This is a genomic window from Agreia pratensis, from assembly GCF_900177685.1.
Lineage (GTDB): Bacteria > Actinomycetota > Actinomycetes > Actinomycetales > Microbacteriaceae > Agreia > Agreia pratensis.
In genome coordinates this window covers 133,386-146,042 of record NZ_FXAY01000003.1, presented here as the reverse complement: position 1 = coordinate 146,042, position 12,657 = coordinate 133,386, and the positions used below count along the sequence as shown (strand labels likewise).

The following is a 12,657-nucleotide window of genomic DNA, read 5'->3' as shown; positions in this document are numbered from 1 at the left end:
GATTATGCTCCTTCAACTCTCAAGACGGATTCGACCCGCACGACGACCTGCTGGTCTGCGATGTCGGCCACCGTGCGCGATAGGGCGCGCTCGCTGGCCACGTGCGTGACAATGACAAGGGTAGCGGTGCCGGAGGACTCGGATGTCCCCGTCGCCAGCGCGTCGGGCCTCGTAGCGCCGGACTCCACCGAGGCGATCGACTGCTGCACGGTCTCCACCGAAACGCCGTGCTCGCTGAACAGCGAGGCGATGCGGGCGAGCACGCCCGGCGCGTCCGAGACCTCGAGCGTGATCTGGTAGCGGGTGCTCACACTGTCGATGGGCAGGATCGTCAGGTTGGCGTGTGTCGTCTCCGCAACACCCGGACCTCCGGCGACGTGCCGACGTGCGGCGGACACGACGTCGCCGAGTACGGCCGACGCGGTCTCGATCCCGCCGGCTCCGGCGCCGTAGAACATGAGGTCGCCGGCAGCCTCGGCCTCGACGAATACGGCGTTCTTGCCCCCGTGCACAGCGGCCAGCGGATGCTGACGCGAGATCAGGGCGGGATAGACCCGAGCCGAGACGCCGTCGATGCCGGACGACGGGTCGGTGATCCGTTCGCAGATCGCCAGCAGCTTGACCACGTAGCCGGCCTTCTGGGCCTGAGCCACCTGAGCGGCCGTGATCTGCGTTATGCCTTCGCGGTGCACCGCCTCGACCGGAACGTCGGTGTGGAACGCGAGGCGCGCGAGAATCGCCGCCTTCTGCGCCGCGTCATACCCCTCGATATCGGCGGTGGGGTCGGCTTCGGCGTAGCCGAGCTCGGTCGCCACGGCGAGGGCGTTCTCGAAGGTGTCACCCTCCACGTCCATCTTGTCGAGGATGAAGTTCGTGGTGCCGTTGACGATGCCCAGGATGCGCTTGACCCGGTCGCCGGCGAGAGAGTCGCGGAGCGGACGGATGATCGGAATGGCGCCGGCGACAGCGGCCTCGTAGTAGACCTGCGCGCCCACCTGCTCGGCGGCGGCCTGCAGCTCGGGTCCGTGAGCCGCCAGGAGCGCCTTGTTGCCCGTGACGACGTCGGCGCCCGAGTTGAGGGCATGCAGAATATAGCTGCGCGCGGGCTCGATGCCACCCATCAGCTCGATCACGATGTCGGCTGATTCGATCAGGCCCATCGCGTCTGTGGTGAACAGTGCCGGGTCGATGGGTGCTGTGCGGGGAGCGTCGACATCGCGCACGGCGATACCGATGAGGTCGAGACCGGCGCCGACTCGTGAGGCGAGTTCGTCGTGGTGTTCGGTGAGCAGAGTCGCCACCTGGGCACCGACAGAACCGGCTCCCAGCAGCGCTACTCGAAGGTTGCGGTAGGCGATCATGATGCTCCTGGTTCGTCGGATGCGACACCCGTGTCGCGTGCAAGAAGGTCGTGCTCGGTCTCGCCACGGATGAGCAGGCGCGCCTCTCCGTTGGCGACGGCCACGACGGACGGACGACCGACGATGTTGTAGTTGCTCGCCAGCGCCCAGCAGTATGCCCCCGTGGCGGGAACCGCCAGCAGGTCGCCGGGAGCCACATCTCCTGGAAGGTAGTCGGCGTAGACGACGATGTCTCCTGACTCGCAGTGTTTGCCGGCTATGCGCACGAGCGCGGCGTCGGCATCGGATGCGCGGCTCGCGATGCGCACGGAATAGTCGGCACCGTAGAGCGCCGGTCGGGCGTTGTCGCTCATGCCGCCGTCGACGCTCACATAGCGACGCACCGCCGTGGCTCCCGAATCGTCTGCGGGAAGCGTGACGTCGACGTCTTTGATGGTGCCCACGCTGTAGAGAGTCACTCCCGCGCCGCCTACGATCGATCGGCCCGGTTCGAACGCGACGACGGGCAGAGCGATGCCCAGCTTGGCGCACTCCGCCGCGACGATGTCGGCGATACGGGCCGCCAGCTCGGCAATGGGTGTCGGATCGTCGGCCGTCGTATACGCGATGCCGAATCCTCCCCCGAGGTTGAGCTCGGGCACCGGACCGTCTTCGAGGAGCCTCGCGTGCAGCAAGAGAAGGCGCGCTGCCGACTCGGCGAACCCGTCGGCTCCGAAGATCTGCGAGCCGATGTGACAGTGCAGCCCGAGGAACGTCAAGCCTGCGTGCGAACGGATCGTCCGGACAGCCGCTTCGGCCCGCTCGAGTGGAAACCCGAACTTCTGGTCTTCGTGGGCGGTCGCGAGGAAGTCGTGTGTGTGGGCGTGCACTCCGCTGTTGACCCGCAGCCTGACCGCCTGAACCGTGCCGAGCCGAGCCGCAGCATCCGCCACCCGTTCGATCTCGATCTCGCTGTCGATCACGATAGTGCCCACCCCCGCGGCGACGGCGCGCTCGATCTCGTCGATCGACTTGTTGTTGCCGTGCATGCCGATGTGAGCGGGGTCCACGCCGCCGGCCAGGGCTACGGCGAGTTCTCCTCCCGAGCAGACATCGACCCCGAGACCTTCGTCGCTGACCCAGCGAGCCACGGCCGTGCTGAGGAACGCCTTGCCTGCGTAATAGACCTTCGCCCGCGTTCCGATGCGTTCGAACTGCGAGGAGAAGGCCGCGAGAGTCTCGCGGGCGCGAGAGCGGACGTGCTCCTCGTCGACCACGTACAGCGGGGTTCCGAACTGCCGAGCGAGGTCGGATGCGGGTACTCCGCCGACAGAGAGCACTCCGTGCCGGTCACGGAGAGCGCTCGACGGCCAGACGGCCGGAGACAACGCGTTCGCATCGACGGGCAGTGACAGCCAATCGGGGGCGAGCGGATGTGCGACAGAGGTCATGGAGAATCCTGACGTGAAATCGATCGTCCCGTCACGGGACCAATGGTCGGGTGGGGGCGAGCGAACCCGGATTGGTTCCTGAAGCCTTCGCGCGCCCACAGATAGGGCGACAGCAGAATACTACTGGATGTCCGCCGCAAAGCTTTCGGGGTCGGGGATCTGCAGGAGCTCACCGGATTCCATGGCCACCCAGAGCTCTCCGTCGCGAGATAGGGCGATCGACGTCGGGACGCCGCCGGGCGTGGCGATCATCGCCGAGCGGCCCTCACCGTCGAGGCGACCGATCGCCTCCTCCCCGTCGATCGTGAACCAGCATCCGTCCGTCTCATCGGAGGCGATGCGAACGGGCCTCCACTCCGGCTCGGGCAGCACGAACTCCGTGACCGCGCCGCCACTGCCGATGCGGCCGACGACGTGACGTGCGGGATCGGCGAACCACAGGAATCCGTCGTCGCCCATACTCACCGTCGTGGGCGCCGCCAACGGGTCGTCGAACTCCACGAGAGACGGCACGGAGTCGCCGCCCCTGGCGTGGGCGATCGCGCCGGCACCGGGCAGCGCGAACCAGACAGACGACCCATTCGAGGCGATGGACGAAGGTGCTCCGTCGGGCACGCCCGTGTCGAATTCGCTCACGCGGCCCAGAATGTCGACGTACCCCACGGCATCCGCCCGCTCTTCGACGAACCACGCGCTGCCATCGTGCTGCCCGACGATGCCGGCCGGCGCGGCACCCGGCGTGACCGCGGCTGAGAACACGACCCCGGAGGAATCGAGTCTGAGGATGCGATCAGACGCCCGATCGGTGACCCACACCGAATCACGGGTCGCTGCAGTGAGCGAGTGGGGTTCGGCGGGCTCTGCGCCGAGCGCGATCCTCTGTTGTTGGCCGTCGGGCGCTATCCGCACGACGACGCCGGCCACGGCGAACGCACACCACACGGCACCGTCGTCGGTCACCACGATGTCGCGAGCACCGGCTTGCGAGTCTGCGACAGAGTGGACGACGATCGATGAGGCGGTCACGGGCAGGTTCCCATCGTGCGAAGACTCGTCTCGTCGATCGTGAAGTCGGATGCGTCGAGCGCGACCGTTGCCGAGCCGGGAGTGACTGACAGCGACGTCAGTTCGACGCCTCGGGGCAGGCGGTCGGCGACGCACAGTGGAATCGACTCGTCGAGGATCGCGTTGAGTGCGCTCGATGCGTCGACGACGGTGGAACCTGCGGTGAGTTTCGCCGTCTCGGGCGTCAGCACGACGGAGTCGGCGGTGACCGACACCCCGGCGGTCACCAGGTACTGCAGACGGAGCCCCAGAACGGAGATCGACCCGTCGTAACCAACCGCCTGATTGTCAAGGGTCAGAGTGGCCGCGCCCGGAACCTGGATGACGCTGTTGACGGCGTCTTCACTGAGCGAGAGGCGCGCAGAGATGGCGCCGACCGGCTGTGAAAGATCGGTGGGAACCGCCGTGGCGACGACGTGAGCCTCGACGGGAACGCCGTCGACCGACAACTGGGGCGCATCGATGGTGACCTGATCGAGAGTGCCCGACAGGTACTGCTGCAGAAAAGAGAACCCGCCGATCGTCACGTCGATGTTCCCATCGACCGTGTCTGGCAGGCTCGAAGAGATCTCGGCCTTCGCCCGGTCCTCCGCATACGCTCGAAGGCCGAAGTCCGCGATCACGACCACCACCGCAAGCAGGAGGACGACCGTCAGAACGACGACGATCCCCCTTCTCCGTCGACGAGGCGCAGCGCTCTGCCCACGAGCCATCACCGGCTCTTTCACGACTGCGCTTACATCCGTTCCGGAGCCGAGACGCCGAGGAGGTCGAGCCCATTGCGGATGACCTGTCCTGTCGCGTCGTTCAGCCACAGACGGGTGCGGTGCAGATCGCTGATGGGCTCGTCGCCCAACGGCAGCACGCGGGCCTGCGAGTACCAGCGGTGATAGTGACCGGCGACCTCTTCGAGGTAGCGCGCGATGCGGTGCGGCTCGCGCAGCTCTGCCGACTTCTGCACGATCCGCGGAAACTCCTGCAGGGAGCCGAGCAGCTCGGTCTCCGACTCGTGCGACAGAAGAGACGGACCGAAGGTGGAGCGCTCGACACCGGCCGCGGCGGCGTTCCGCGCAACCGAACGGGTGCGCGAGTGCGCGTACTGCACGTAGAAGACCGGATTGTCGTTGGTCTTCGAGCGCAGAACGTCGCCGTCGAGCGAGAGCGGCGAGTCGGCGGGATACCGGGCGAGCGAGTAGCGCAGCGCATCGGCGCCGACCCACTCGAGCAGGTCGTCGAGCTCGATGATGTTGCCCGCGCGCTTCGAGAGCTTGGCTCCGTTGAGGTTCACCAGCTGGCCGATGAGCACCGAGATGTTCACGTTCGGATCGTCCCCCGCGGCAGCGGCCAAGGCCTTGAGACGCCCGACGTAGCCGTGGTGGTCGGCGCCCAGGAGATAGATCTTCTCGGTAAAGCCGCGGTCTTTCTTGCTGAGGTAGTAGGCGGCGTCAGCGGCGAAGTAGGTGACGACACCGTTGCCGCGGGTGAGCACCCGGTCTTTGTCGTCGCCGAAGTCGGTGGTGCGCACCCACACGGCGTCGTCGGCCTCGAACACGTGGCCCTGGGCGCGCAGCCGGTCGGCCGCGTCGTCGATGAGGCTTCGCCCTGTCTCCGGGTCGGCCTGATGCAGCGTGCGCTCGGAGAAGAACACATCGAAGTGCACGTGGAAGCGTTCGAGCGATTCCTTGATCTCTTCGAGCTGCTTCAGATACCCGAGGTCGCGGGCGAGCGGCACCGCCTCGTCGAGGGGAAGGTCGAGGAGATTCGGCACGCTCTCGAGCACGTGCTTGGCGAGTTCGCCGATGTACGCGCCCGGGTATCCCTTCTCGGGAGTCGGTTCGCCCTTGGCGGCCGCGAGAATAGAGAGGCCGAAGTTGTCCATCTGATTGCCGGCGTCGTTGATGTAGTACTCGGTCGCCACGACCGCACCGGATGCGCGCAGCACGCGAGCGATCGCGTCGCCGAGCGCGGCCCACCGGGTGTGCCCCAGGTGCAGCGGACCCGTGGGGTTCGCCGACACGAACTCCATGTTCACGGAGAGCCCGTCAAGCGAGTCGTTGCGCCCATACGCGTCACCGGCGTCGACGATCTGGCGGGCGATCTCGGCAGCCGCGGCGACGTCGAGGGTGATGTTGATGAATCCCGGGCCCGCGACATCCACCGACGCCACGCCTGCGATGGCCTCGATCTCGGGCGTGATCTCCGCCGCGAAGGCGCGGGGGTTTGTTCCGAGCCGGCCGGCGAACTTCATCGCCACGTTGGAGGCCCAGTCGCCGTGGTCGCGGTTGCGTGGACGCTCGAGCGCCAGGTCTGCGAGGGTGATGCTGGAGTCGGGAACGGACTCCCCCGCGGCTCGGCGTCGCTCGATACGAGCGGTCACGATGTCGAAGAGGGCCAGGGAGAGCTGTTCGGGAGTCACGAGCGTCGATCTTACCGTTCAGCCCGCATCGGCCGCCGTGCGCGCGCGACGGGCGTCGTCAGCGCAATTGCACCAGCTGGGTCACGTCGTCGGTCGGCAGCTCGTCGACCGTCGCCGTCACCTCGAGCTCGGTCAGGGTGAGGAGACCGTCGTGGTTCGTGAGAAATGCGGTGTCGGCGGCATCGCGTCCCGTCGAGATGCGCACCAGGCTCTGCCTCGGGGCCAGTGCAGTCGCATCGACGATGTACCACGCACCCTCGACGAATGCCTCGGCCACGGCGTGGAAGTCCATCGGATCGAGCCCCGGCGCATACACGGCCACCAATCGCGCGGGCACGTCCAGTGCGCGCAGCAGAGCAACGACGAGGTGCGCATAGTCACGGCAGACGCCTTGCCGTGCGAGCAGCGTTCGAACCGCGCCGTCTGTGGGCAGGCTCGAGCCCGGAACGTAGCTCAGCTTGTCACCGACCCAGGAACTCACCGCGTCGAGCAGAGAACGGCCTTTGAGGCCGGCGAATTCGGAGACGGCTGTGGGAAGCAGGATGTCGGACTCGCAGTACCTGCTCGGCTTGAGATAGGTGATGCGATCGATCGCTGTGATGGCGGCGGGCACCGCATCCCCCATCACCGTCGCCCAGTAGTCCATGGTGAGCGTTCCGGCTCCGACCGTGAACTGATGCAGCCTTGTGCCGTGCAGATCGCTGATCTCAACCGGCGTGATGCTGCTGTCGCCGTATCGGAAGTCGATGGTCTCGACCTCCTTGGTGATCCCTTCGGCCACCGAAGCGGCGAAGACCATGGTCACGGGACTGTCGATTCGAACGGCGATGTGGGCTGAGACGGAGCGCTTCATGGCATGCATCATGCCATTCGAATGTTTCGAGTTCATGTTGCGCGTGCGGCCGTCCCTTGCCGGCCATCACGCGCGCTACAGTGTGCCGCTTCTGGTAGGTTTTCTGGTGTACGCCCTCGTAGCTCAGCGGAAGAGCGCTTCCCTCCGAAGGAATAGGTCGCTGGTTCAAATCCAGTCGAGGGCACATCTAGACACCGCACCATCGACCCCGGTGCCACGCAATCCGGAGTTTCGACACGCGTCTTAGCCTGTACACAAACCAGCGGGGTTAACTGGTGACATGGCTAATACCGTTGCAGATCAGCTCATCGCACAACTCGTCGACGCGGGGGTCCACCGCATCTACGGCATCGTCGGCGACAGCCTCAACCCTGTGGTCGACGCCGTCCGCCGCACGGGAGGTTCCGCCAAGGGCGGCATCGACTGGATCCACGTGCGCAACGAAGAGGCGGCGGCCTTCGCCGCCGGAGCCGAGGCTCAGCTCACCGGAAAGCTGGCCGTATGCGCCGGCAGTTGCGGCCCGGGAAATCTGCACCTCATCAATGGCTTGTTCGACGCCCACCGCTCTGGAGCGCCCGTTCTGGCGATCGCGAGTCACATCCCGAGCGTCGAGATCGGCAGCTCGTACTTTCAAGAGACCCACCCCGACCGTCTGTTCGTCGAATGCTCGAACTACTGCGAGCTCGTCTCGACGGCCGTGCAGGCACCGCGCGTCGTGAACTCCGCCATCCGGCACGCGACCGGACTCGGCGGCGTGGCCGTCGTCTCGCTGCCCGGCGACGTCGCCGAGCTGGATGCCGTGGGCTCGGCTCCGGCATTCGTTCTGCCCCGGACTGCCGCGATCGTGCCAGACGAACACGACATCGCTCTTCTGGCCAGCGCTATCAACGAGGCGAAGACGGTCGCCATCTTCGCGGGCGCGGGGGTCGAGGGCTCGCACGACGAGGTCGTCGCATTCGCCGATCTGCTCGCCGCCCCCGTGGGCCACACCATGCGCGGCAAGCAGTGGATTCAGTACGACAACCCGTTCGACGTCGGCATGACCGGGCTGCTCGGCTACGGCGCGGCGCACGCCGGAATCCACGATGCCGAACTGCTCATCCTGCTCGGTACGGATTTTCCGTACGAGCAGTTCCTGCCCGACGGAACGAAGGTGCAGATCGCTCAGATCGATGCCGACGCGTCGCACCTCGGTCGACGAGCGAGCGTGACGCACGCGATCCACGGTGACGTCGCCTCAACCCTGGCTGCCCTGACACCGCTGATCCGGGGCGAGCGCAACCGGAGCTTCCTCGAGAAGACCCTGAAGCGGCACCACAGACTTCTCGACTCGGTCGTGGGAAAGTACACCGACGTCGACAAGACCGTGCCGATCCACCCGGAATTCGCAGCGACCGTGCTCGACGAGCTCCTGTCCGACGACGCCATCGTCACTGCCGACACCGGAATGGGCAACGTCTGGCAGGCGCGTTACATCACCCCGAACGGGCGACGCCGTCTGATCGGCTCATACCTGCACGGCTCGATGGCGAACGCGGTTCCCCATGCCATCGGAGCACAGTCCGCGTATCCGGGTCGCCAGGTCGTCACCATCTCGGGTGATGGCGGGCTGTCGATGCTTCTCGGCGAGCTGGTGACCATCGCCGCCTACAAGCTGCCCATCAAAGTCGTCGTCTTCAACAACTCCACGCTCGGCCTGGTGAAACTCGAGATGTTCGTCGACGGCTACCCCGACTTCGGAGTGGACGTGCCCGGCGTCGACTACGCCGCCGTCGCCGCGGCCCTCGGCTTCTTCTCGCGTCGCGTCGAGGATCCGCAGGACCTGCGCGGGGCACTCGGCGAGGCGTTCGCTCACGACGGTCCCGCGCTGGTCGACATCGCCACCGATCCGCTTGCCCTGTCGCTGCCACCGACCATCACGGCGAAGCAGGTCACCGGATTCGGCCTGGCCATGTCGAAGCTCGTTTTGAACGGCGGCGTCGGCGAGGCCGTGCGGATGGCGCGATCGAACATCAAACACGTTCCTGGACTCTGAGCCTCTTATACTTAGTGCCCTATTGATTCGTGCGCTTCGCACGGGCGAAGGGAAGCGTGCATGGCTCAGGACGTCGACGTGCTGGCGCTCGAGAATCAGGTGTGCTTCGCTCTGGCTGTGGCATCGCGCAGCGTAATCGGGCTCTACCGTCCCGTCCTCGAACCACTCGGTCTGACGCACCCGCAATACCTTGTGATGCTAGCCCTCTGGCAGCAGGATCCGAGATCGGTGAAAGAGCTCGGCGCAGCGCTTCAGCTCGAACCCGCGACCCTCTCTCCCCTGCTCAAGCGACTCGAGGCATCCGGTCTCATCGATCGGCGGCGGAGTGCCGCCGACGAGCGGCGACTCGACGTGACCCTCACCGAAGCCGGCCGGGCTCTGCGATCACGTGCGGAGAGCATCCCGCAGGCGATGATCGAGCAGCTCGGAATGCCCGTCGCCGAACTTCAGGCCATGCAGGCCTCACTGACGGCGATCATCGCCGCGGCCACACGGTCGAACGGCTGAGACGACCGAGATCGACCTCAGGCCAGCTCGCGCTCTCGCACGCTGAGTCGGGCGACCAGAGCAGAGAGCTGCCCCGCCGGCGAACCCGGGTCCTCTGGATGGAACTGCACCCCGGTTATCGGCGCCTCGGCATGCTCCACCGCCTCGACCACACCGTCGGGTGCGGTGCCGACAGCGACCAGCCCCTCGCCGAGGCGCGCAACGGCCTGGTGATGAGCACTCTGCACGAGAATCTCGGAGACGCCGAGGTCGGCGGACAGCCTGCTGGAGGAGTCGAGTGCCACGGTGTGTGCGGCCATGATGTCGCGAATGGGGGCACCCAGATTCTTGTGGATGGTCTGCGTTCCGAGATCTTGAAGGATGGTGCCACCGAGGGCGACGTTGATGATCTGCAGGCCGCGGCAGATCCCTAGAAGAGGCGTGCCCCTGCGAAGTGCTCGGTGCACGAGCGAGACCTGCCCCTCGTCTGCGGTCTCGAAATGCTGACTCTCGAACGGGTAGTTCGCTGCGCCGCCGTAGAAGCGAGGCGAGATATCTTCGCCACCCATGATCATGATCGCATCGCTGGCATCGGTGAGTGAGAGCAGCGATGCCGTTCCGACGTCGGCGGCGGCAATGCGGTTGACGCTCCAACCCGCATCCTCCGCAGCGCGGACGGCTCGGGAGTTGAGCACCTCGACGTAAGCGTGGTAGTCGACATCGCGGGGGCGGAAACGCGTGACCTCGACGACGCTGAGTCGCTTCGCTGTGCGGGTGGGCATGCATCCATCATGGTCACTACGGCCTGTCCTCTACAGCGCGGCTGTAACGGAGCGACACAAAGAGGCGATACCGCCGATGCACGCCGCTGTTCTAGACTGCCTGCGATGTCCAGTAGAGATCACCGACGATTCTTCCGCCTCCGATCCGGCCTCCTCGCCGGGATCGGGCTCGTTCTCGCTCTGCTCGCCGTTCAGGCACCGCTCTCGGCCGCAGCGACCGACCCCGTCGACTTGAACGGTGCGTACATCGTCGACCGCACAGGAGTGCTCGGCAATCGCGCGGCCGAAGTGCAGGATGCGCTCGACGAGTTGTCGAAAGAAGAGGGTGTCAATCTCTTCGTGGTCTACGTCGCGAGTTTCACGGGCGCCGACGACAGAGAGGCATGGGCCGATGACACCGCCGTCAAGAACGATCTCGGCGTCAACGACGTGCTCCTGGCCATCGCCACCGACGAACGCCTGTACCAGGTGTCCGTCGATCCGGATTTCACGCTGAGCGACGCGCAGCTCGAGCAGCTGGAAACCACCGCGATCCGGCCGTCGCTGCGCCAGAACGACTGGGCGGGGGCTGCTGTCAACACTGCCACCGGTCTCGGCGAGCTGCTCAGAGGCCAGGGAGTGTCCGACCCTGTGATCACGCCGAACAACGCCGATCCGACTGGCCGCGGCGGGGGTCCGACCATCTTGACCTGGGTTCTCGGCGGAACTGTGGTCGTGGTTGCAGCCATCGTCGGGATCGTCTTTCTGCGCAGACGCACGACGTCCTCGGCCGCATCCGCTCGCTCGGGCGAGTCCGGCCCGAGCCAGGTCGACCTCGACAGAGAGGTGGGGAGGCTCCTCGTTGAGCTCGACGACGCAGTCACGACCAGCGAACAGGAACTGGGATTCGCCGTAGCTCAGTTCGGCGACGATGCGACGGCGACATTCGCCCAGACCCTCGAGAGCGCAAAACAGAAGGTGCGCGAGAGCTTCGCGCTCAAACAGCGCATCGACGACAGCACACCCGACAGTGCAGAAGACACGAAGGCATGGTCGCTGCAGATCATCGAGCTCTGCACGAGTGCAGACGCTGAGCTCGACGCCCAGGCCGAAGCGTTCGCTGCGCTGCGCGAGCTCGAGAAGAATCCGCAGCCCGCCCTGGACGCCATCGCGTCGGGCGTAGCGGCGACTCGGGAGAGCGCGCCGAGTGCGGCTGCCGCCCTCGCCTCTCTCAACGGGCGATACGCGCCGCAGGCCATCGCCACGGTCAGCGACAACTCGTCCCAAGCCGAGAGACTCCTGTCGTACGCCGATGCTACGGCTCATGCTGTACCCGGTCTCATCACCGCGGGCCGCGCGAGCGAGGCGGCCGTGAGCATCCAACGCGCGCAGGCCGCGGTCGCGCAAGCCGGAGTCCTGCTCGCAGCGATCGACACCCTGACGACCGCGTTGCACCACGCGGTCGCCGCGCTCACATCTGCGATCGCCGAAGCATCCAGCGATACCGCCGAAGCACGAGCTCTGCTCTCGACAGCCGAGGGAACGGCCCGCAGCGCCGAGCTGAGTCCTTTGATCACCCAGGTGGAGACAGCCGTCACACAGGCCCAGGCCTCCGGTCCGTCGGATCCGATCGCCGCGCTTCAGTCGCTGCAGTCGGCGAATGCACCGCTCGACGCCGCGCTCGCGGTCGAGCGCGAGAAGACACAGCGGCTGGCCCGCACACAGGAGCAGCTCTCGAGGACTCTCCGGACGGCATCCGACACCATCTCTGGGGTGAAAGAGTATGTGGTGACGCGCCGAGGGGCCGTCAGCGTCGATGCCCGCACTCGTATAGCCGAAGCCGAACGGCTCCTTGCCGAGGCGCACGGTCTGCAGGCGACCGACCCGGAACGCGCGTTGGCCTCTGCAACTCAGGCGAACAGCTTCGCCCAGTCCGCCGACCAGTCCGCCCGCAACGATGTCGATGCCTACAGCTCACCGTCAAGCCAGGGATGGCCGGACGACGACGGCGATTCGGCCGCGCTCGGCGGCCTCTTCGGGGGTCTCTTCTCGGGCGGCGGCTCGTCGCGGCGCTCATACTCCGGGGGGCTGTTCGGCGGATCGTCGAGCTGGGGCGGCAGCTCCCGATCCTCTGGTTCGTCGCGGTCATCACGCTCGTCGGGCTCGCGCCGAAGCTCGTCGTCGGGACGCTCGGGCGGGCGTCGCGGTGGTGGCGGGCGCTTTTAGTAAACGCACGATCCACGGTCACAA

At 66.4% G+C, this 12,657-nt stretch carries 10 protein-coding genes and 1 tRNA gene; 4 read left to right on the top strand and 7 right to left on the bottom strand.

Translation table 11 applies throughout. From position 1 onward, the window contains the following. Positions 1-2: 2 nt before the first annotated feature. The 6 genes from B9Y86_RS10265 to B9Y86_RS10240 form a co-directional block, all read right to left on the bottom strand. Positions 3-1,361: a homoserine dehydrogenase gene (locus tag B9Y86_RS10265; protein WP_085485686.1), complete on the bottom strand. Its 1,359-nt coding sequence runs from the start codon at positions 1,359-1,361 to the stop codon at positions 3-5. Then, the gene (lysA, locus tag B9Y86_RS10260; RefSeq protein WP_085485684.1) at positions 1,358-2,791 is read right to left on the bottom strand and encodes a diaminopimelate decarboxylase; all 1,434 of its coding nucleotides are present in this window, start codon (positions 2,789-2,791) and stop codon (positions 1,358-1,360) included. The genes B9Y86_RS10265 and lysA overlap by 4 nt, the downstream gene beginning before the upstream one ends. Before the next feature lie 120 nt (positions 2,792-2,911). Next, positions 2,912-3,817, bottom strand: coding sequence for a Vgb family protein (locus B9Y86_RS10255; RefSeq protein ID WP_085485682.1), 906 nt, complete (start codon positions 3,815-3,817; stop codon positions 2,912-2,914). Then, positions 3,814-4,569 (bottom strand): LmeA family phospholipid-binding protein, encoded by a 756-nt coding sequence (locus B9Y86_RS10250; RefSeq protein WP_085485680.1) that lies wholly within the window; start codon positions 4,567-4,569, stop codon positions 3,814-3,816. Before B9Y86_RS10250 ends, B9Y86_RS10255 begins: the two co-directional genes overlap by 4 nt. A 23-nt stretch (positions 4,570-4,592) precedes the next feature. Continuing rightward, positions 4,593-6,272 (bottom strand): arginine--tRNA ligase, encoded by a 1,680-nt coding sequence (argS, locus tag B9Y86_RS10245; RefSeq protein WP_085485678.1) that lies wholly within the window; start codon positions 6,270-6,272, stop codon positions 4,593-4,595. A 58-nt stretch (positions 6,273-6,330) separates the two neighbouring features. Then, positions 6,331-7,125 (bottom strand): transglutaminase-like domain-containing protein, encoded by a 795-nt coding sequence (locus B9Y86_RS10240; RefSeq protein ID WP_085486318.1) that lies wholly within the window; start codon positions 7,123-7,125, stop codon positions 6,331-6,333. A gap of 112 nt (positions 7,126-7,237) precedes the next feature. On the opposite strand from B9Y86_RS10240, the gene B9Y86_RS10235 reads away from it, so the two are divergent. The 3 genes from B9Y86_RS10235 (at position 7,238) to B9Y86_RS10225 (ending at position 9,667) form a co-directional block, all read left to right on the top strand. After that, positions 7,238-7,309: transfer RNA gene (locus B9Y86_RS10235), tRNA-Arg, on the top strand. A gap of 96 nt (positions 7,310-7,405) precedes the next feature. Beyond that, complete coding sequence (locus B9Y86_RS10230; RefSeq protein ID WP_085485676.1) at positions 7,406-9,160, top strand: pyruvate dehydrogenase; 1,755 nt, start codon at positions 7,406-7,408, stop codon at positions 9,158-9,160. 60 nt (positions 9,161-9,220) lie between these two features. After that, positions 9,221-9,667, top strand: a complete 447-nt coding sequence (locus B9Y86_RS10225) for a MarR family winged helix-turn-helix transcriptional regulator (RefSeq protein WP_085485674.1) — start codon at positions 9,221-9,223, stop codon at positions 9,665-9,667. 17 nt (positions 9,668-9,684) lie between these two features. Here B9Y86_RS10225 and B9Y86_RS10220 read toward each other — a convergent pair whose 3' ends face one another. Continuing rightward, on the bottom strand, positions 9,685-10,428 hold the full coding sequence (locus tag B9Y86_RS10220) for a gamma-glutamyl-gamma-aminobutyrate hydrolase family protein (protein ID WP_085485672.1): 744 nt from the start codon (positions 10,426-10,428) through the stop codon (positions 9,685-9,687). Between the two features lie 105 nt (positions 10,429-10,533). Between B9Y86_RS10220 and B9Y86_RS10215 the strand changes: the two genes are divergently transcribed. Continuing rightward, positions 10,534-12,633, top strand: a complete 2,100-nt coding sequence (locus tag B9Y86_RS10215) for a TPM domain-containing protein (protein ID WP_176223333.1) — start codon at positions 10,534-10,536, stop codon at positions 12,631-12,633. Positions 12,634-12,657 lie beyond the last annotated feature (24 nt).

What these genes read in the sequence shown, in the direction of transcription:
- B9Y86_RS10225 (WP_085485674.1), top strand. Translation starts at nt 9,221, where the DNA reads ATGGCTCAGGACGTCGACGTGCTGGCGCTCGAGAATCAGGTGTGCTTC.
- B9Y86_RS10220 (WP_085485672.1), bottom strand. Translation starts at nt 10,428, where the DNA reads ATGCCCACCCGCACAGCGAAGCGACTCAGCGTCGTCGAGGTCACGCGT.
- lysA (WP_085485684.1), bottom strand. Translation starts at nt 2,791, where the DNA reads ATGACCTCTGTCGCACATCCGCTCGCCCCCGATTGGCTGTCACTGCCC.
- B9Y86_RS10265 (WP_085485686.1), bottom strand. Translation starts at nt 1,361, where the DNA reads ATGATCGCCTACCGCAACCTTCGAGTAGCGCTGCTGGGAGCCGGTTCT.
- B9Y86_RS10230 (WP_085485676.1), top strand. Translation starts at nt 7,406, where the DNA reads ATGGCTAATACCGTTGCAGATCAGCTCATCGCACAACTCGTCGACGCG.
- B9Y86_RS10250 (WP_085485680.1), bottom strand. Translation starts at nt 4,569, where the DNA reads ATGGCTCGTGGGCAGAGCGCTGCGCCTCGTCGACGGAGAAGGGGGATC.
- B9Y86_RS10240 (WP_085486318.1), bottom strand. Translation starts at nt 7,125, where the DNA reads ATGAAGCGCTCCGTCTCAGCCCACATCGCCGTTCGAATCGACAGTCCC.
- B9Y86_RS10215 (WP_176223333.1), top strand. Translation starts at nt 10,534, where the DNA reads ATGTCCAGTAGAGATCACCGACGATTCTTCCGCCTCCGATCCGGCCTC.